This is a genomic window from uncultured Streptococcus sp. (genome assembly GCF_963528215.1).
Lineage (GTDB): Bacteria > Bacillota > Bacilli > Lactobacillales > Streptococcaceae > Streptococcus.
Genome location: NZ_CAURVL010000003.1, coordinates 116,054 through 135,742, shown reverse-complemented (window position 1 = coordinate 135,742; position 19,689 = coordinate 116,054). Strand labels below are relative to the sequence as shown.

Below are 19,689 nucleotides of genomic sequence, written 5' to 3'. Positions count from 1 at the left end.
TCAGCTAGGCAGAAGCGCCCAGCGCCTCACCGCTTAAGCTGGCGCTGTTCGCTTGTCTGCCCTAGCCAAATTGTTCCTGAACAATCTGTTTATAAGACTTATCAGAGCGTTCCCTCTCTTCAAAGACCTGACGAAAGGCCGCCAAGTCTTTTTGTTTGATGACTGGACTGCCGGACTCTCCAGTTTCAAAGGGATAGAATCCATCTTTTAAGAGATCAAAGACCGTTCGGATATTTCGGTCTGTCAGGTTGGAAAATTCTTCCTGCAGAGCCTGTAAAGCCTCTTTACGAGTTAAAACCTGATTCTCTGATACAGGTGAAGCAGGCTGTTGTTGGCTGCCTGCCTCCAGAGGATCAAAAGGATTTTCAATCCGTTCATATTTCTCAAAGAGATCATAAAAATTGAAATCTTTGTCAATCAAGGGAGCATAGAATTCTTGAGCCTGGTCGCCAAAATTGGCACAGTAGCCTCGACCATAGACACGCTTTCCTGCTAAATAAGACACATTACGAAAGTTCTTATGCTTGTTTTCTTCCCCGAACATAGCCGCATAAGCATATTCATCTAGGCGGCCCATTGTGACATGGAACATCATATTAGAGCGGATTTTCAGCGGCAGGTCGTCATGACCAGGACGCTGAAAGGCTTTAATGATATAACAACCCGCCTGACGGCCCTTTAACGTCACATTATCATCCGCCTTTCGATACCGTTCCCACAAACCATAAGAAGCATTCCCATCAAGAGAAGACATGAAGGAATTCACTTCATCATGAATCAGAAAAACGGGCTTTAGATTATATTTTTCAAAATTCCCCAACTCTTTCTCGCCTCGCTCCTCCATGAGTTGATTCATGTAGGCATAGCGAGCCTCCATTATTTGTTCGAACCGCTCATACATGGCGACAATGTCTTCTTTGGTATAAAAAACTCGGTCTTTAAAGACCTCTAGTCGGGCTAAGGGAACAAAATCGGCATGTTTTGGATCACACAGATAAGCCGCTCCTTCCTTTCCTGCTCCAACCAAAAGAGAACGCAAAAAGACTGTCTTCCCGCCGCCAATTCCCCCAGCAAGAAGCAAATTAGGATTTTCGACATAATTCCAGTACACAGATTTAGACAGTTTTAGTCCTTTGCCTTTAACAACTTTTACATCCTTCGCATGGATTCGGTTCAGATAAGCAGAATAGGCCAATTTGTAAACGATAAATTTTTCTTCGTAGTTATCCTCAATATAATCCATGAAAAAAGTTGTTTCAAAGTCTCCGCCTAGTTTCAGAAACTGGTCTTGAAACTTAGAGCCGGACAGCTCCAGCATGACCTCCAGCTCATAACGGCCTTGCTTGAGGTAAATTCTTGGGAACTTGATGGTCCTTTTCTCGCCCGCATCTTTCTTCTTTTTCTCGTAGTAGTAGCCTCGCTCATAAAGATAACGAGCTAGGATACTCATGCGAAATAGTTTTTTCCAGAAGAGCAGCCGCTCCTCCAGGAAGCGATTGAGAAAAGCAGCTAAGAAAAAGTTCAGCAACAATCCGGCTCCCACCATTAACAGTAAAGTCTGATTCAGAGCTTGAACATCTTCTCTGCGAATGTAGAGCAGGAAGCCCAAGGCCAGCCATACAGGAAGCAGCAGAAGGCCATACAAGAGTAAGGGGATTTTCATCATCCAAGGCCGAATTCGCACCCCCTTATAGCGGAAAATGGAGTGTAAAACAGACATTTCCTCTCCTTCCTAGTCCAATAAAAAAAGACCGAATCTGGTTGATTCAGTCTTACCCCTTATTTTCAGGTGCTTTGTCTGCTTTTGGAGCAGCTGCCTTCTTAAAGCCATCTACCCGCAAAGCGAAACCATAGGAGCGGACTTCATAAGGATCCGCATTTCGCTGGTTGACTGTCCGGTTAAAGTTATAGATAAAGGGACTAGCTTTGCCAATCACCTCAATCTCAGACATGAAAGGAACTTCTTCGGGATGGTAGCCATCCGGCAATTTCAGGCCAATAACATCATTGAGCTTATCTGAGAAGACCTCAATGTGGGTAGCATGAGCCTCTCGCTCCCCGTCTTCGGAAATATCAAATGCTTCCCGGAAACCAACAAAGGTCAGCTTGCCAAGGTTTGCCAGATTGTAAGGATCGGTACTGGTATTAAATTTTTCTACTACAAAAGTCATAGTTGCCTCCTTATTTCGCCAATTTCATTTTCTTTGCTTCAAAGACGATTTCATCTTTAGACTTCCCACGAGAACGGACGGACCCAACGGTCATCACAAGACCAGTCAGGCTCTCAATTTTCTGCATTCCCTTATCTTTGGGAATATCAGAGTTTTCCAGGCCATAAACCCGAATCCGGACACCATTTTGCACATCTCCGCTGACTTCAAAGTCACGGTATGCGTCATTATAAGTAGTCGCTGGTCGTTCCGTAAAGTTTGGTAGGACAAAGAGTCCTGTCTTTCCAATCACTTCTTGCCCCACAGGGAGCACTTGCAAATCTGCCATGTGTATTCCTCATTTCTTTCTTTTATTTGTTCTGTTTGCTTTTACTTAGAAAGCAGCCGCAGGAGCACGAGCCATTATCATCTATCCACCTCATTCCTAGATTCCCAAATATTCCTTTTTCAACTGACGCTTATAGCTGTTTCGACAGTCCATCAGCTGCTTAGAAAAAGCGTCATGGCTATCGTGACGGTGAAAAATTGCATCCATCTCTCCCATGCTCTCCTGATAGCACTGCTCACAGTGCGCTGGATCCCCCTTGTACATCCGCAGGGAAAATCTAAACCTTTCCAATATTCCTTCAAATCGATTTTCAAAATAACGCATTTCAAACTCCTCTCTGCAGCTTTCGATACTGTTTTTCAATCTGTCTCTTGTATGGCAGCATGAGAGACTGTGTCACGATTTTATCTCTTTCTATGGATTGTTTGCTTAATCGTTCCAAGGCCTCTAAGCTGCTTTTACAGAGTCGTTTTAACATCAGCCTATCATTTTTATAAATTTTAAAAGAAAATAAAAAGTTATCGTAGATTCTACGATAACCCGATTGATAATAAGCGATGACAACTTTACTATGATTCATTCCTGTTCATCCAGTTTCCTTTCTCTTTACTCAAAACAAATCAGATAGTCCGGCATCGCTGCATGAACTTTACACAAGCCTGCTTCTAACTGCCAGAGTTCGTCATAAATTCTTTGTGCATTAGCTGTTCTAATCGTGCGGCTTTCTTTAAAGAAAGAATCTTGTAGTCTGAGCACATACCCGTCTTCTGTTTTTGTCACACTTCCTGAAAACTCAGTGTTTGCATAGTTGTCATAAAGTTTTAGGACTTGATCATCCCCATCTACAACCAAAGCTACAAAAGTCTCATTTTTTATTTCTTCAAATAAATCCATTTCATCCTCCTTTACTTAAACAACTGCATGAACTGACAAAAAACATTTCTAATATAATCTGGATCCGTCAAAACGAAAACAACTATCCAAATAAACTCAATAGCTAATGCGAAAATAAAAAGATAACTAAAAAATTCATCTTCCCTCACCTTTCTACCACCTTTCCAACCGAAATACATCATATCACTTTCATCTATCCCCCTTTCACAAATTTAAAAATTATCATAATCATCAGCAAAAAAACAAAAACAGAAAGAGAAATAGCTAGTAGTAACGTTCCAAACATAAACCATAATACTTTCTTTAGCATGTTCTCACCTCAATCTTTCCACATTACAATATTGGTCCATTTAGCTTTTGTTTTCAGCAAAAACCGCATCATTCCTGTTTGCACTTGGCCACCATAGATAATAAATTGACCATCTTCAATATACATTTTCAAATATTCCTGGTCAAATTCGGGTAAATCAGCAGCAAAACAAATATTTGCTTTCTTTTCCATTTTCACAATGATAAAGCCACGATCAGAAAAAAATAAAGCCACATCATTGTTTTTACTACGATTTTTCAATACACTTAATAACAATTGCTTTCGATACCAATTTAAAAACCACTTACTCATGGATAAGCCTCCTTTCTATTAAGATAATCAGCAATCATCTGCTTAAGAAAACAGAAAAAGCAAATTACTACGAAAGCAATTTGCCTATAATTTTATTTATAAATTTTCCATTTTCCTAAACAGATGACTAATCTGTTTAGGATATGCTCCTATCTTCGCATATTCATTCTTCACCAGAAGTCATACTCTGGCTACCGCCCACGCAGCATAAAGGTTGATGTCTCACTCCAACAGAGCCTCTGCCTGCGTCTCCGACCCACCAGGGCCAGCAGTTCCTGATGATTCATCCAAGCCAGCTCATCAGGCAAAAGCTGGTGCGTGTGCTCTTAGATTTTCAGAATCTAGAACAACTCCAGCCTCCCTCGCTTTTAACCCCCAAAACTTAAGTTTGACATATCGTCAATTTTAAGATATAATTAACTTGCTACAGTTAAGTGTGTTGGTTGGTTTCAGTGGGAACTGTCCGACGCACTTTTTTAAAATTTTCAAAGATCTAAATGAATCTATATATCAAACCTTACTGCTCAATTTTTTACTTATCCAATAATAACGTTGAGTAAACTTTGATTAGATTTTATATCCTATTGGATATATTTATATTATATAACCTTTCGGATATAATGTCAAGAATTTTTTGAAAAAATTTAAAATATTTTTAAAAGAGGTTATCTCATGTTTCCAGAAAGACTGAAAGCCCTGCGTTTAGAGGCAGGACTTACACAGAAACAAATATCTGAAACCCTTGGAATAAATCAGCCACAATATGCTAGATGGGAAAAAGGTGGACGTGAACCTTCCAAAGAAACACTCCAAAAGTTCGCCGAACTTTTTAATGTTTCTGTGGACTATCTTTTAGGGAATACTGATGTAAAAAAACAGCCGGAGTCAACTTTAGAGTCTGCAGAATTCATGTTTAGAAAAACTGTAGATGACTTTAATCTGACAAAAGAACAACAAGAGCAATTTAAAATTGACATTAACAATTTTATTGAAATGCGCAGAAAAGCCTTTGAAGAAGATAAAAATCAAAAATGAATCCCATTTATAGAAATATTGCTGACTTCGCCAGAAAAGAAATTTATCAATTCATCAAACTACATAATATTTCTTTGCTCAGCTATTCCTTTGAAACGTACTTTCAAGCAATGAAAGAAAAATACAATTTCAAGGTTTTAGAACATCATATTGAAAATGATCTAATCTCAGGCATTACTATGATTGATTCCCAAGGAATTTCTATCTCTTATGAAGAAGATTGCATCCAAGAGAGACAGAATTTCACAAAGTGTCATGAATTAGGCCATCTTGTTTTAAAGCATAATGGAAATTTTTTTACCGAAAGTTTAGCAAATAAAACCACTCAGGAACTAGAAGCAGATTACTTTGCTTCTATTATTTTAATGCCAGACATTGTGCTCCTGACTAAAATTTTCTACCAAAAAAAATCTTATCAAGAAGTCATGCACGACCTATCTGTTTCAAACAAGGCCCTAGAAGTTCGATTAACTCAATTATTTCAGTACTATACAGATATAACCTATCCTAAAGCTAAAGGACTTGTCACAAGCTTTAGAGCTGGCACAGCCGCTAAACAAAAGCTTTTAACACTTTTGGATGTTATCAAAGACAATATCATCAGCAACTATGAAAAAATTCAAGTAGCTGCCACGGACAGACTAAAACTATTGTTAGATAAAAAAGACTTTATTACTCACAAAGAATTACCAGAGCTTAAAGATCAATCCTTTTGCCAAAAAGTAAGAAGAATATTCCCCGATATTAAGACCTGGTCCAAATATGACCGAGGTAAAACTCTCTGGTATGCCTGGAATAGCAAAAAAATGACTGAAAAAGAAGTTCAACGAGCTGTCAATTTTGCCTTATATGATCTACAAAATAAAAACGACTAATCTTTACTAGTCGTTTTCATAATCCCATTCAGACATTTTTTTAGCCTTCTTATAAATCTCTGAACCTTCCTTCACGTATGAATCGTTATTAAATGTTAAAACACCATCTTTTAAAACATAAGGATATTCATGTAAATTTGTTTCTTGAACTTCAATCACCTGTTTTTCAGTATCTACACGCCACATATCCCCCTCATTTTCGTCACCGTTTTTTACCCAATAAGCATCTTTAAATAGAGCCATTTTCCCATCAACTTTCAAGATATTATCTTCAATGACTGTGTTGCTATTACGGTGATAAACGTAGTAAGTACCATCTAAGCTATTGCCCAAATTGGTTACCCCGCCAGTACTATTAATGATAATCAAATACACAACAAGAGCTACAGCTGCAATACCTCCAAGAATACTCCAAACAAATTTTTTATTAAATAATTTTTCTTCCATCTCTCCACCTCCATGTTTTCTATAGATATTATACCATAAAATAGATAAAATAAAATGTATAATCCCAAAACTATTGCATCTTATTTTATCCATTTTGAAAAATTTGGTCACCCATTTGGTCAACCTTTAAAATTTATATACTACTAAATAAGTGACAAAACCTTGATTTATCTAGTTTCCTTCTTTTGTATTTGCTTATTTTTAAGTAATTTTTACCGGCCGCCGGTATAGCTTAAGTTTAGCGAAGCATTTTAGCTTCGTTTTTTTGTTGTCTCTTTAGTATTTATTTTCAAGCTAAAGCGGAAGGTTGAATTTTGATTTTGTTTGTAAATTTATACTCAATTAGTGTGATGGATATTGAAGACTTTTACTATTAAATGGCTTATAAGATTTAGAATGCTAATAAGAGTCAGCTTGGTTTGTTCCTTTTATTCTCTGATTGAGTTTTATTTAGGGCTTAAGAATCTAATTGTATGATTAAATATTTTTTGTGAAAAGCATCTGACCTTTACTGAAAATTCTTGACTCTTTTCTGTTTTCTGGTATAATTAACCAGTAAAGCTTTAACTGGTTAAGAGAAGGAGGGAAGAAATGACTCATTTAGCGCAGAAGATCGATCAATTTTTAAATGAAGTTATTTTGAAAGCAGAAAATCAGCATGAGATTCTGATTGGTTCTTGCACGAGTGATGTGCCTTTAACCAATACGCAGGAGCATATTTTGATGCTTTTGTCTGAGGAATCTTTGACAAATTCTGATTTGGCAAAAAAACTGAATGTGAGTCAAGCTGCTGTGACTAAGGCTGTGAAATCTTTGGTTCGGCAAGAGATGCTGCAAGCTTTTAAAGATAAGAGAGATGCACGGGTTACCTTTTACCGTTTGACTGAGTTAGCTCAGCCGATTGCAAAGGAACATCAGCATCATCACGCACATACTTTGGAGACCTATCAAAAATTGGCAGAGCAGTTTTCTGCTAGTGAACAGGCGACAATCGCGAAGTTTTTGGAAGCCTTGGTGGGAGAGATCGGCAAATGAGATATATCACAGTTGATAATCTTTCCTTTTACTATGACAAGGAGCCTGTACTGGAGCATATTCACTATTTTCTAGACAGTGGTGAGTTTGTAACTTTGACAGGGGAAAACGGGGCTGCAAAGACGACGCTTATCAAGGCTAGTTTGGGTATTTTGCAGCCTAAGCATGGGGAAGTGAAGATTTCCAAGACCAATGTGCGAGGCAAGAAATTGCGGATTGCCTACCTTCCTCAGCAGATTGCTAGTTTTAATGCTGGTTTTCCTAGTACGGTGTATGAGTTTGTCAAGTCGGGACGTTATCCGCGCAAGGGTTGGTTTCGCCGTTTGAATGAGCATGATGAGGAGCATATCAAGGTAAGTCTGGAGTCGGTTGGAATGTGGGAACATCGAGATAAGCGGATTGGTTCTCTCTCTGGCGGGCAGAAGCAGAGGGCTGTGATTGCTCGGATGTTTGCTTCGGACCCGGATATTTTTGTCCTAGATGAGCCGACAACAGGGATGGATGCAGGCAGCAAGGATGAATTTTACAAGCTCATGCACCATAGTGCTCATCAGCATGGGAAAGCTGTCTTGATGATTACACACGATCCGGAAGAAGTTCGTAAATATGCCGACCGCAACATTCATCTGGTTCGTAATCAGGACTCGCCTTGGCGCTGTTTCAATGTGCATGAAAGCGACAATGGACAGGAGGTGAGTCATGCTTAATCTATTTTCCTATGATTTTATGCAGCGAGCCTTCTTGGCAGTTATTGCCATGAGCCTCTTCTCACCGATTCTGGGGACCTTCCTGATTTTACGCCGGCAGAGCCTTATGAGTGACACGCTCAGCCACGTTTCACTGGCAGGTGTAGCTTTTGGTTTGGTTCTTGGGCTGTCACCGACTCTCACAACGGTGCTTGTCGTCATTATCGCAGCAGTATTTTTAGAGTACCTGCGGACTATCTATAAGAATTTCATGGAAATCGGGACAGCCATTCTCATGTCAACTGGCTTAGCCATTTCCTTGATTGTTATGAGTAAGGGCAAGAGTTCTAGCTCAATGAGTCTGGACCAGTATCTATTTGGCTCCATTGTGACTATCAGTAGGGAGCAGGTGATTTCTCTCTTTGTCATTGCTGCTGTAGTGCTTGTCTTGACCTTCCTCTTCATTCGCCCCATGTACATCTTGACCTTTGATGAGGATACGGCCTTTGTGGATGGGTTGCCAGTGCGGACCATGTCCATTCTCTTTAATATCGTGACGGGTGTTGCGATTGCCCTCATGATTCCAGCTGCAGGAGCCTTGCTAGTTTCGACCATTATGGTCTTGCCAGCTAGTATTGCGCTGCGGATTGGAAAAAATTTCAAGTCGGTCATTTTGCTGGCAAATGCCATCGGCTTCTTTGGTATGATTGCCGGACTTTATATTTCTTACTATGCAGAGACACCAGCTAGTGCCAGCATTACGATTATCTTCGTCAGCTTGTTCTTGCTGGTCAATCTAGTCAAAAAATTTATGAAATAGGAGCAGAAAATGAAAAAAATTAGCTTACTATTAGCAGGCTTACTGAGTATTTTCTTAGTAGCTTGTTCCAATCAAAAAAATGCAGATGGCAAGCTCAATATTGTCACAACTTTTTATCCGGTTTATGAGTTTACTAAGCAGGTGGCTGGAGATGAGGCCAATGTTGAACTTCTAATCGGGGCTGGTACAGAGCCGCATGATTATGAGCCTTCAGCTAAGGCAGTTGCGACTATTCAGGATGCAGATGCCTTTGTCTATGAAAATGAAAATATGGAGACTTGGGTTCCTGAACTGTTAAAAACTTTGAAAAATAAGGAAGAAACGGTTATCAAGGCGACAGGGAATATGCTCTTGCTGCCTGGTGGCGAAGAGGAAGAAGAACACGACCATGGGGAAGAGGGTCATCATCATGCCTATGATCCTCATGTCTGGCTATCTCCGAAGCGGGCTATTAAAATGGTGGAGCACATCCGTGATAGTCTGAGCAAGTCTTATCCTGACAAGAAAGCTGCTTTTGAGAAAAATGCAGCGGCTTATATCAAGAAGCTGGAAGACTTGGATAAAGAATATGAAGATGGTTTGGCCAATGCCAAGCAAAAGAGCTTTGTCACTCAGCACGCAGCCTTTAACTATCTGGCATTGGACTATGGCTTGAAGCAGGTGCCAATTTCTGGACTTTCGCCAGACAGTGAGCCATCCGCTTCACGCTTGGCTGAATTGACCGAGTATATCAAGAAAAATAAAATCAAGTATATCTACTTTGAAGAGAATGCCTCTCAGGCTCTGGCTTCTACTCTGGCTAAGGAAACAGGAGTAGAACTTGATGTCTTGAATCCGCTGGAAAGCTTAACTGAAGAGCAGACCAAGGACGGAGCAGACTATATTTCTATCATGCAGGCCAATCTAAAGGCTCTCAAGAAGACAACTGACCAAGAGGGAGCGGAGATTGCAGCCGAGAAAGAAGAAGACGATAAGACAGTCCAAAACGGCTACTTTGAAGATAGTGCCGTCAAGGATCGGACCTTGTCTGATTATGCTGGCGAGTGGCAGTCTGTTTACCCTTATCTGAAAGATGGGACCTTGGACCAAGTCTTTGACTACAAGGCTAAGCTGACTGGAAAAATGACGGCAGCTGAATACAAGGACTACTATGACAAGGGCTACAAAACAGATGTTTCCAATATCAATATCACAGACAAGACCATGGAATTTGTGGTAGATGGAAAATCCAAGAAATATACGTATAAATACGTTGGCAAGCATACTCTGACTTACTCTAAGGGAAATCGTGGAGTTCGCTTCATGTTTGAAGCGACAGACGAGGATGCTGGGGAGTACAAGTATGTTCAGTTTAGCGACCATAACATTGCACCGACCAAGGCAGCTCATTTCCATATTTTCTATGGTGGTGAGAGCCAGGAGGCCCTCTTTGACGAGCTGGAAAACTGGCCAACCTACTATCCAAGCAAGTTGACCGGTCAAGAAATTGCCCAAGAGATGTTGGCGCACTAATATAAATAAAGTAAGAAGACGGGACTAGCCCGTCTTCTTTTTTGTATATCGGAAAATGATGATAAAAACACTTGACAAATTACGATTACAAATGTAAACTAATAAAGAGTTAGATTACAAATGTAAATGATAAGGGAGTGTTAAACAATGGAACAGCAAAATATTAGCCAAGCAGAATGGCAAGTGATGCGTGTGCTATGGGCCTATCCACACAGTCGCAGTACAGAGATTATAGCTCGTTTGGAAGCCGATTTTTCCTGGAAACCGGCAACCATCAAGACTCTTTTGAATCGTCTGAAGACCAAAGAATTTATCGCTATGGAAAAGATCGAGGGCAAGTTTTACTACGATGCTCGGATTTTAGAAGCGGACCATCTGGAAAGTACTTGGCAGGCTCTTTTTGACAATATCTGTAATACTAAACACGGAGATCTTTTGATTTCGATGATTGAGAGAAGTCAGTTCAGTCAAGGGGACTTGGAGCGGCTCAGCCAAGTCATTGATAAGAAAAGAGCTTCGGCTCCGCTGGAAATTAAATGCCACTGTCCGCAAGGTCAGTGTCGGTGCGGGCATGGAAAGGAGACGCATTGATGAGTGAGAAAAAAGAATACAAGCTATCAGGAATGACCTGTGCATCTTGTGCTATGACAGTGGAGATGGCGGTCAAAGATTTAGAAACGGTTGAGGACGTCAGTGTCAATCTGGCGACAGAACGTCTCAGTTTGCTTCCTAAGGCAGGATTTGACAGCAAGCAAGTGCTGGATGCTGTAGCCGAGGCTGGTTATCAGGCAGAAGAAAAAGGAAAAGACCGACCGTCCCATGTGAGCGAAGAGGCTGCAATGAAAGCTCAGGAATTGCGGAAAAAGAAACAACAATTACTAATTCTTTTGATTACGGCTCTGCCTTTACTTTATATCTCTATGGGAAGTATGGTCGGTCTTCCTCTGCCTAGCTTCTTGGACCATATGGCGCACCCTTTGGTCTTCGTTATGTCACAACTACTTTTGACTCTGCCTGCTGTGTGGATTGGTCGTGGTTTCTATCAGAGGGGATTTCGCAATCTTATCAAGCAACATCCCAATATGGATAGTTTGATTGCGGTGGGGACCAGCGCAGCATTTTTCTACAGCCTCTACTCAGTCAGTCAGGTTTTTCTAGGTCATCATCCCTTTGTTCATCAGCTTTATTTTGAGTCTGTTGCAGTGATTATTGCCTTGGTTCTTCTGGGAAAATATCTGGAAAGTTCAGCCAAGGGGAAAACGTCTCAGGCAATTCAGTCTCTGCTTGAGCTAGTGCCTAGTCAGGCGACAGTGATTCGCTATGGTGAGGCTGTGACCATTGATACGGAGGATATCCGAGTTGGAGACATTATCCGTATCAAGCCAGGGGAGCGTATGCCAGTAGATGGCCTTGTGACGGAGGGGCAGACCTTTGTGGATGAGTCCATGATGACTGGAGAAAGTGTCCCAATTGAAAAAAAGGTTGGCGACACCATTACCAGTGCCACAATCAATCAAAATGGTAGTATTGATTACCAAGCAACTAGGGTGGGTTCGGATACGACCTTAGCTCAGATTGTTAGATTAGTGGAGGAAGCGCAAGGGTCTAAGGCTCCGATAGCGGCTTTGGCCGATAAGATTTCGCTCTATTTTGTCCCAATCGTGCTGAGCTTGGCTACTTTGTCCGCGCTTGGCTGGTATTTTCTGGATGGTGAGAGTCTTAGCTTTTCTCTGTCAATCTTTATCGCAGTTCTGGTCATTGCCTGCCCTTGTGCGCTGGGGTTAGCTACTCCGACAGCCATCATGGTCGGGACTGGTAAAGGAGCTGAAAATGGGATTCTGATTAAGTCTGGGCAAGCTTTGGAAGCAGCTTATCAGCTGGATACTATTGTTCTTGATAAGACTGGGACGATTACGGTTGGTAAGCCCAGTCTGACGGATTTGTTACCTTTGAGTGATTTTAATCGCTCTGACTTATTGCAGCTAATAGCCAGTGCTGAGCAGCATTCTGAGCATCCTTTGGCTCAGGCTATCTTAGAAGCAGCTGAAGAGGAGGGGCTTGACTTACTGCCTGTCAGTCATTTTGAGGCTATGGTTGGACGAGGCTTATCCGCTCAGGTTGAGGGCAGACAGCTTCTGGTGGGAAATGAGTCATTGATGAAAGACAAGAACATTGACAGCAGTGTCTTTCAAGAACAGTTGTTGGAGCTTTCCCAAGAAGGGAAGACAGCCATGTTTGTCGCAGTAGATGGACAGCTAGCTGGTATTTTAGCGGTAGCAGATGAGATGAAGTCTAGCAGCCTGAAGGCAGTGCAGGAGCTCCAGTCTATGGGGCTGGAAGTCATCATGCTGACAGGAGATCGTGAAGAAACAGCGACAGCTATTGCCCAGAAAGCTGGCATCCAAAAAGTCATCGCAGGTGTATTGCCAGATGGGAAGGCCGCTGCTATCAAGAACTTACAGGAAGCTGGGAAAAAACTGGCTATGGTAGGAGACGGTATCAATGATGCGCCGGCTCTGGTCCAGGCCGATGTTGGAATTGCCATCGGCTCTGGCGCCGATGTGGCTATTGAGTCAGCAGATGTAGTGCTCATGCATAGTGATTTGCAGGATGTAGTCAAGGCTATCAAGCTCAGCCAAGCGACCATCCGTAATATCAAGGAAAATCTCTTCTGGGCTTTTGCCTACAATACACTAGGTATTCCGATTGCTATGGGGCTATTGCATCTTTTCGGCGGTCCCTTGCTCAATCCTATGTTGGCTGGTCTGGCCATGAGCTTGAGCTCAGTGTCAGTTGTGGCCAATGCTCTGCGTCTAGGACGCTTTAAACTTTAAAATGAACTAAATATACGGAGGAATAAATCTATGAAACAAACAGTTCAATTAGAAAATTTATCTTGTCAAAATTGTGTCAAACACGTCACCCAGCACTTCCTATCTATGGAGGGAGTGTCAGATGTGGTTGTGGACTTAGAAAAGCAGACAGCCCAAGTCACGACTGATAAGCCTTACGGTGCATCTGATTATGAAGCAGCTCTGGCAAAAACAATCTACAGGGTTCTGGATGTGGCAGAAGCTGAGTGAGTAAGGTCAGTAGCTTTACGCCTGCCTAGCCGTTAGAATTCTTCTTGTAAAAAGCGATAAAATAATCTATAATGTTACTAATCACATGATTTATCTTACCGTGAGAAAGAGGAGAAAAATGAAGAAAAAAGTTTTACCTTTTTTATTAGCAGGAGCTGCTTTATTATCTATGACAGCTTGCTCAAACGGCAGTGCTACGAATCAATCAGAGACGCCTACTAGCAGTACTGGCTCAGTAACAAGTTCTGTGGAGCAGGTATCCAGTCAATCAACTGTGTCAGCATCTTCAGCGGCTAGCAGCACTAGCTCAGAGAGTGCGAGCACAGAAAAAAACAAGGAAAAGAAGGAAGCGATGGACATTTCAGCACTTGCAAATGGCAGTTATGCCAGCGTTAAAGGAACCTGGCAGGATGCTTCTGGCAACCAGCTTGTTTTTGATGACAAGGGCTTGGTTTCAAGTGTTTATGAATTGTACGGAGCTTCTCTGACAGACTATGGTACTGCTGCTGGCGGTGTCTACGGCGGAGAAAGCGGAGGTTTTCTGATTGAGTTTCTTCCCAAGGGAGTTAAGGTCGCAGACAAGGAAAACTTTACAGATAATTCAGATGTTGGTCAAGACAGAATCTGGACAGGAGTTGGCCTGAATAGCTTTGACGAACAAGGCAGCTTCTATTATCAAGTAGATTAAACGAAGCTTGGAGCTTAATTTTATAGCTTATATGTTGACGAGAGCAGAAGACTATCTGCTCTCTTTTCTTTGGGAGAGTAAGAAATTTTACAGACAAAAAAAGCCTGCCTAAATTAGGTGGGCTTCATAATTTTGAGTTGAATTAGGATTCACTGTGAGGTGTTATAAACTGATCCATAGGGGTTGAAATCACATTCAGGAAGAGCTTGGCGAAATCCTCTGCTGGCATAGGATCTTCTTTGATAATCCAAATTTCAATGAGGGAGTTAATCCATCTAACAACAATTTCCGTAGCCATTTCTTTTGGAATTCCCAATTTTTTAGAGTCAATTTCTAAATTTTGCACGACCCACTGAGTGAAGAAGGTAGATAGATAGTCACTCCAGAAAGGATCGATAGCTGTAGTATAGAGCACCTTCATCCATTTCCTATGTTCATAAAGGGTAGGAATCATATGTTGGGCAAAGAAACAGAACGGATTTTCTCCATTTCCTTCTTCGTAGCTTTCATACAGGGGCAAAAACGGAGTCATAATTGTCTGGCGGATGTATTGGATAATGTCTTCAACATTACTAAAATGCTTTTTATAGATAGCCTGGCGCGATAGACCAGCTTGTTTTGCAATCTCTGAAAAAGTAAAATAAGACTTTTCAGGATTTTGCTCTGCCAGCTCAATTAAGGCATTAACGACTTTGTCTCGAGTATCTTGGGGCATAAGTACCTTCCTTCTTTTTTATTAAGTTCTTGCTGGTTTGTCTAAAAACAGAGCAAATTCCAACAAAATAGTTTACCGCTTGTCAACTAAAATGATAACACTTTATAGAGGAAATGTCCAATTATTTTTAAAATTTAATATAAAAATATTAAAAAACCAGTCTTCCCTTACAAGGACCGGTTCTGTCATTTCTCTGTTTTTCTTCTAGTTGGTTATGCGATAACAATTTTATTTGAAGAACCAGCTGGACTATCATAGGCAGCAAAGCTGGTTAGGGGTGAAGATACAAGGTTGAGAAATGTCTTAGAGAACTGCTTGCAAGGAACGGGGTCATCCTGAGTGATCCAATTCTCGATAAGAGAACTAATCCAGCCGGCCAGCAGTTGATTGGCCAGGTCTTCAGGAATACCTAATTTTTGGTGGTCAAGATTTAAATTCTGCTCGATCCAGTCCTTGTAACTGGCAGTAATAAAATCGCTCCACAAGGGATCGACAGAACTAGTATATAATATTTTAATGCGTTGGCGTTGCTCATAAATAGCGGGAAGAATCGTTTGAGCCAAAAAAGTGAAAGGATCTAAGTCCGCTTCAGCATTGTTGCTATTCCAGTTGGGGGCAAAGGCTTGCTTTACCATATCTTGGCGAATGTATTCGATAATTTCAGTAGTGTTATTAAAGTGTCGTTTGTAAATAGCTTGTCTTGACAAACCGGCTTCTTTAGCGATTTCTGTAAAGGTAAAACGCGACCTGTCTGGCTGTTTATCTGCTAATTCAAAAAATGCATCTAAAATCCTATCTCGTGTATTAAGAGCCATAATTTTATCCCTCCTATACCATTTTACTTTTTCTGTCTGAAATAAGCTAGAAAATAGCCCGGAATTTTTACTAAAAAAGTTTACACATTGTTAAATGGAAAAATTTTTAGTTTAATTTCTGGACATCATGTCTGTTTAAAAACTGGACGATTTCACAAAAAATGTACATAAATCAAGCCGACAATTCTTTTATTTTAACAAGTTAATATGATAAAATAATAAAAATCTTATCAGAAGTCAAATAGAAAGTGTAGTTTAAAGATTACCTAATCTGAAAGATTTATGGGAGGTTTGACTGGACTTTTTATTAAGGGTTACTGATCGGGATAATGAAATATGTTCAGAGGAGAAAAAGATGAAAAGAACAGAAAAAGTTTTGCGATATTCTATTCGGAAGTCTGTTTTAGGTGTTGGGTCAGTCCTTATTTGCGCTCTGTTTTTGGGTCACAGTTTGGTGGCGGCAGATGATGAGCAGCCAGTGGCAAATGCAGTAGAGACTCCAGTCGCTGCATCGCCAGTAAATCAGGATTTGACAACGGTCAGGGAGGCTGCTAATACGGAAGTAGGTACGTTTCTGGCTGAGAAAGTGGCAGATCTTGGGAATAATCCAAATTTGTCAGATGAGGAGCTTGCAGCAGCTAAGGACGAAGTCAATCAAACAGCTGCAAAGGCTCAGAATGAAATTGCCGCAGCTGAGGATAAAGAAAGGATTGATCAAGCTAAAGAAGATGGATTGGCAGACATCAACTCTATCAATCCAGTCGGCAAAGATTTACTTCTAGATGAAATCCAAAATGGGAAAGCAGAGTTTGACAAACTTGTAGATAGTAGCGATTTGCTGCCTGAGGAGCAAAAGAAAAGCTTCCAAGAGTCTGTAAGGAGGAAGGCTGCAGAAGCAGAAGATGCAATTCAGAAATTAGATGTTAATGCAGCAACAGCAGAGCAGGCGGAAGTGATTCAAGAGCAAGCAGTAACCGAGGAAGATAAGTTTTTCAAATTTATAGCAAGTTCAACCGTAGATTTCACTCTGGCTGCCAAGTTAGCTGACTTGGAAGCAAATCCTAATCTTTCTGAAGCAGAAAAGAAAGCAGTTAGAGGCGAGATAGAGCAGGTTGTGGAAGCGGCCAAGAAGGCTATTGAAGGAGCAGATTCTCAGGAAGTCTATGATCAGGCAAAAGAAACAGCTATAGCCCACTTAGCCAAGATTCATCCTATTGGAAAAGAGCAGTTTTTAAAAGAAATTCAGGAAGAAAGAACAGCTACTATCGAGGCTGTTGAGAAGAGTCAAAGTCTTTCTGCTGAGGAAAAAAATGCAGCTAAAAAGAAAATTGAAGATGCAGCAGCCATAGCTCAAACAGCAATTGCAGCTTATAATGCTTGGGTTGAAAGTCCTGATGATGCTGAAAAAATTCAAGAGCAAGTAGCTGCAGAGAAGCAAAGTTTGTTAAAAGTTACGACTGGACTGAAACTAGATCTTGCTCTGTCTGATAAGCTAGCCGACTTGCGGAGCAACCCGAATCTGTCAGAGGCAGAACAGGCTACGGCTAAAGCTGAAGCGGAAGCAACTCTAGCAGATGCAAAAACGGCGCTTGAAAAGGCTGATACCGAAGAGGAATTAGAGAGAATTGAGGAAGCTGGCATTGCTAGCTTGGACACGATTCATCCAGTTGGCAAAGATTTGGTTTTAGATGAGCTTGAAGAAGAAGCTGACAAACAGCTTGAAGAAATTGAACGTCATCAAACACTTTCAGAACTTGATAAAAAGAAAGCTAAAGAAAAGATTCGAGCAGTATTAAAGGCAGTGACAGATGCGATTGCTCAGCTAGATGATAGTGTAGACAGTGCAGAAAAAGCAGAAAAGCTGCAGGAACAGATTGCTGCTGAGCAGACAAAAGCTCTTGAAAATCTCGAAGCGATTGTCAAGAATGCTGCTAAAGCTGAGACAGCTTCTTCTGTTCCAAGTGATTCACCACAAGAAACCAGGAAAGAATTTAGTGGAGGCGTCAGCGACTCTGAGCCAGCAACAGCAACGGCGTCGGAATATGATTTGTCTAGCCATGGGGTTGGAACTCATCCTGATACAGCTCCACAGGCAACTGCACAACCAGAATTCAGTGGCAATGTTAATGATTCAGAAGCGGCAACCGTAACACGGCCTGAATTTAGTGGAGGCGTCAATGATTCTGAGCCAACTATGACAGAACATAAAACCTATGATGCTGGTGTTCAGCCATCAGTCAGGAGTGCCCATCCAGACAGCGCTCCTCAGATGGCGGCTCTTCCGGAATTTAATGGTGGTGTCAATGCTGCTGACGCGACAGTAGCTGATGCTTTACCTGCTTACCAAGTAACTAGCGGTATTTTGCCAGCAGTTGATGGGACCAAATCAGTACAAGAGCAGTCTTCATCAGCTAAGGTCACCCAGCTAGCTCAGCTTAAAAACAAGGAAAGTAGGAGTGGAGCGTCAGTCTTGCCGCATACGGGGCAAGCTTCTAATGCTCTTCTCACAGTCACAGGAGTTATCAGCATTTTAAGCGCAGCTGGATTGACATTCCGTAGTAGAAAAAAAGAAGAATAAATTTTAAAGAGGCCACTTGGCCTCTTTCTTGATGGAGAAAATTTTTAAAAATTATGCAAACGTTTTACTAAAAGTGCTTGAAAAAGTAAAAAAAAAACGATATAATGGACAATGTGAAAGCGCTTTGCAAACGAGAGCTTAAAAGAAAATATTTTTAATCAAAAGAAGGGGCTTATTATGGTCGAATTAAATCTGAAAAATATCTATAAAAAATATCCCAACAGCGACCACTACTCAGTGGAAGACTTTAATCTAGATATCAAGGACAAGGAATTTATCGTCTTTGTCGGTCCGTCCGGTTGCGGAAAATCAACTACGCTGCGTATGATTGCAGGTCTTGAAGACATCACTGAAGGAACTGCCTCTATTGACGGTACGGTGGTCAATGATGTGGCTCCAAAAGACCGGGACATCGCCATGGTCTTCCAGAACTATGCCCTTTATCCGCACATGACTGTCTACGATAACATGGCCTTTGGTCTCAAGTTGCGCAAGTACAGCAAGGAAGATATTGACAAACGGGTCAACGAAGCAGCAGAAATCCTAGGCTTGAAAGAATTCTTGCAGCGCAAGCCAGCTGATTTGTCTGGTGGTCAGCGTCAGCGGGTAGCTATGGGACGCGCTATCGTTCGTGATGCAAAGGTTTTCCTTATGGATGAGCCTTTGTCTAACTTGGATGCAAAACTTCGTGTATCCATGCGTGCTGAAATCGCTAAAATTCACCGTCGTATCGGAGCAACAACTATCTACGTAACGCACGACCAGACTGAAGCTATGACCTTGGCGGATCGTATCGTTATCATGTCAGCGACCAAGAATCCTGCTGGAACTGGTACGATTGGACGAGTGGAGCAGATTGGTACGCCGCAGGAAGTCTATAACAACCCAGTTAATAAGTTCGTTGCTGGCTTCATTGGCAGCCCAGCTATGAACTTCATCCCAGTTAAGCTTGAAGGGAATGAGATTGTCGCAGAAGGGCTGCGCTTGACAGTTCCAGAAGGAGCTCTCAAGGTTCTGCGGGAGAAAGGTTACGAGGGCAAGGAGCTGATCTTCGGTATTCGTCCAGAGGATGTTAATGCAGAAGCTGCTTTCTTGGAAACTTTCCCGAATTCAGTTGTGCATGCTAAGATTTCTGTTTCAGAATTGCTGGGAGCAGAGTCTCATCTCTACTGCCAAGTGGGTTCTAGTGAGTTTGTAGCGCGTGTAGATTCACGGGATTACCTAGAAACTGGTGCAGGTATTGACCTAGGCTTTGACCTCAATAAAGCGCACTTCTTTGATCCAGAGACAGAGAAGACGGTCTATTAATCAGTAGATAAATAAATAACGCAGACAGGCCTGTCTGCGTTATTAAAATGGCTGCTATAACTTCATTTTTTACTGAA

At 41.4% G+C, this 19,689-nt stretch carries 22 protein-coding genes; 12 read left to right on the top strand and 10 right to left on the bottom strand.

Going from position 1 to position 19,689, the window contains the following annotated elements; translation table 11 throughout:
- Positions 1-61: 61 nt before the first annotated feature.
- The 7 genes from RWS24_RS02445 to RWS24_RS02415 all read right to left on the bottom strand — a co-directional run bounded on the left by RWS24_RS02445 (position 62) and on the right by RWS24_RS02415 (position 4,015).
- On the bottom strand, positions 62-1,720 hold the full coding sequence (locus tag RWS24_RS02445; RefSeq protein WP_314365062.1) for an FtsK/SpoIIIE domain-containing protein: 1,659 nt from the start codon (positions 1,718-1,720) through the stop codon (positions 62-64).
- A 52-nt stretch (positions 1,721-1,772) separates the two neighbouring features.
- Complete coding sequence (locus tag RWS24_RS02440; protein WP_314365059.1) at positions 1,773-2,171, bottom strand: hypothetical protein; 399 nt, start codon at positions 2,169-2,171, stop codon at positions 1,773-1,775.
- A gap of 10 nt (positions 2,172-2,181) precedes the next feature.
- Complete coding sequence (locus RWS24_RS02435) at positions 2,182-2,499, bottom strand: hypothetical protein (RefSeq protein ID WP_002916227.1); 318 nt, start codon at positions 2,497-2,499, stop codon at positions 2,182-2,184.
- A 96-nt stretch (positions 2,500-2,595) separates the two neighbouring features.
- Entirely contained in the window at positions 2,596-2,823 is a 228-nt protein-coding gene (locus tag RWS24_RS02430) for a hypothetical protein (protein WP_002916228.1), read from the bottom strand.
- 1 nt (position 2,824) lies between these two features.
- A complete protein-coding gene (locus RWS24_RS02425) occupies positions 2,825-3,079 on the bottom strand; it encodes a hypothetical protein (RefSeq protein ID WP_002918288.1) in 255 nt (84 codons plus the stop codon).
- A 26-nt stretch (positions 3,080-3,105) separates the two neighbouring features.
- A complete protein-coding gene (locus RWS24_RS02420; RefSeq protein ID WP_002918291.1) occupies positions 3,106-3,393 on the bottom strand; it encodes a hypothetical protein in 288 nt (95 codons plus the stop codon).
- A gap of 319 nt (positions 3,394-3,712) precedes the next feature.
- The gene (locus RWS24_RS02415; protein WP_125402088.1) at positions 3,713-4,015 is read right to left on the bottom strand and encodes a hypothetical protein; all 303 of its coding nucleotides are present in this window, start codon (positions 4,013-4,015) and stop codon (positions 3,713-3,715) included.
- Between the two features lie 672 nt (positions 4,016-4,687).
- On the opposite strand from RWS24_RS02415, the gene RWS24_RS02410 reads away from it, so the two are divergent.
- Both RWS24_RS02410 and RWS24_RS02405 read left to right on the top strand, forming a co-directional pair.
- A complete protein-coding gene (locus RWS24_RS02410) occupies positions 4,688-5,050 on the top strand; it encodes a helix-turn-helix domain-containing protein (protein WP_125402090.1) in 363 nt (120 codons plus the stop codon).
- The gene (locus tag RWS24_RS02405; protein ID WP_125402092.1) at positions 5,047-5,925 is read left to right on the top strand and encodes an ImmA/IrrE family metallo-endopeptidase; all 879 of its coding nucleotides are present in this window, start codon (positions 5,047-5,049) and stop codon (positions 5,923-5,925) included. Before RWS24_RS02410 ends, RWS24_RS02405 begins: the two co-directional genes overlap by 4 nt.
- Positions 5,926-5,931: 6 nt before the next feature.
- Here RWS24_RS02405 and RWS24_RS02400 read toward each other — a convergent pair whose 3' ends face one another.
- On the bottom strand, positions 5,932-6,465 hold the full coding sequence (locus RWS24_RS02400; RefSeq protein WP_314365052.1) for a hypothetical protein: 534 nt from the start codon (positions 6,463-6,465) through the stop codon (positions 5,932-5,934).
- A 498-nt stretch (positions 6,466-6,963) separates the two neighbouring features.
- On the opposite strand from RWS24_RS02400, the gene RWS24_RS02395 reads away from it, so the two are divergent.
- From RWS24_RS02395 to RWS24_RS02360, 8 genes are all read left to right on the top strand, one after another.
- On the top strand, positions 6,964-7,407 hold the full coding sequence (locus RWS24_RS02395; RefSeq protein ID WP_168956676.1) for a zinc-dependent MarR family transcriptional regulator: 444 nt from the start codon (positions 6,964-6,966) through the stop codon (positions 7,405-7,407).
- Positions 7,404-8,114, top strand: a complete 711-nt coding sequence (locus RWS24_RS02390) for a metal ABC transporter ATP-binding protein (protein WP_125434554.1) — start codon at positions 7,404-7,406, stop codon at positions 8,112-8,114. The genes RWS24_RS02395 and RWS24_RS02390 overlap by 4 nt, the downstream gene beginning before the upstream one ends.
- Positions 8,107-8,913, top strand: coding sequence for a metal ABC transporter permease (locus tag RWS24_RS02385; RefSeq protein ID WP_004189713.1), 807 nt, complete (start codon positions 8,107-8,109; stop codon positions 8,911-8,913). Before RWS24_RS02390 ends, RWS24_RS02385 begins: the two co-directional genes overlap by 8 nt.
- A gap of 9 nt (positions 8,914-8,922) precedes the next feature.
- A complete protein-coding gene (locus RWS24_RS02380; RefSeq protein ID WP_314365041.1) occupies positions 8,923-10,425 on the top strand; it encodes a zinc ABC transporter substrate-binding protein AdcA in 1,503 nt (500 codons plus the stop codon).
- Between the two features lie 147 nt (positions 10,426-10,572).
- Entirely contained in the window at positions 10,573-11,016 is a 444-nt protein-coding gene (locus tag RWS24_RS02375) for a CopY/TcrY family copper transport repressor (protein ID WP_011836340.1), read from the top strand.
- Entirely contained in the window at positions 11,016-13,259 is a 2,244-nt protein-coding gene (locus RWS24_RS02370) for a heavy metal translocating P-type ATPase (RefSeq protein ID WP_314365038.1), read from the top strand. The genes RWS24_RS02375 and RWS24_RS02370 overlap by 1 nt, the downstream gene beginning before the upstream one ends.
- A 30-nt stretch (positions 13,260-13,289) precedes the next feature.
- Positions 13,290-13,508: a heavy-metal-associated domain-containing protein gene (locus RWS24_RS02365; RefSeq protein WP_002910875.1), complete on the top strand. Its 219-nt coding sequence runs from the start codon at positions 13,290-13,292 to the stop codon at positions 13,506-13,508.
- 85 nt (positions 13,509-13,593) lie between these two features.
- Positions 13,594-14,196 (top strand): DUF6287 domain-containing protein, encoded by a 603-nt coding sequence (locus RWS24_RS02360; RefSeq protein WP_314365035.1) that lies wholly within the window; start codon positions 13,594-13,596, stop codon positions 14,194-14,196.
- Between the two features lie 142 nt (positions 14,197-14,338).
- On the opposite strand, the gene RWS24_RS02355 is transcribed toward RWS24_RS02360, so the two are convergent.
- Positions 14,339-14,911, bottom strand: coding sequence for a TetR/AcrR family transcriptional regulator (locus RWS24_RS02355; RefSeq protein WP_002896832.1), 573 nt, complete (start codon positions 14,909-14,911; stop codon positions 14,339-14,341).
- A 212-nt stretch (positions 14,912-15,123) separates the two neighbouring features.
- Positions 15,124-15,726 (bottom strand): TetR/AcrR family transcriptional regulator, encoded by a 603-nt coding sequence (locus RWS24_RS02350; protein ID WP_268681957.1) that lies wholly within the window; start codon positions 15,724-15,726, stop codon positions 15,124-15,126.
- A 355-nt stretch (positions 15,727-16,081) separates the two neighbouring features.
- Between RWS24_RS02350 and RWS24_RS02345 the strand changes: the two genes are divergently transcribed.
- Positions 16,082-18,304, top strand: a complete 2,223-nt coding sequence (locus RWS24_RS02345; RefSeq protein ID WP_314365028.1) for an SIALI-17 repeat-containing surface protein — start codon at positions 16,082-16,084, stop codon at positions 18,302-18,304.
- A gap of 177 nt (positions 18,305-18,481) precedes the next feature.
- Complete coding sequence (locus RWS24_RS02340; RefSeq protein WP_002903507.1) at positions 18,482-19,612, top strand: ABC transporter ATP-binding protein; 1,131 nt, start codon at positions 18,482-18,484, stop codon at positions 19,610-19,612.
- The last annotated feature ends 77 nt before the right edge of the window (positions 19,613-19,689 follow it).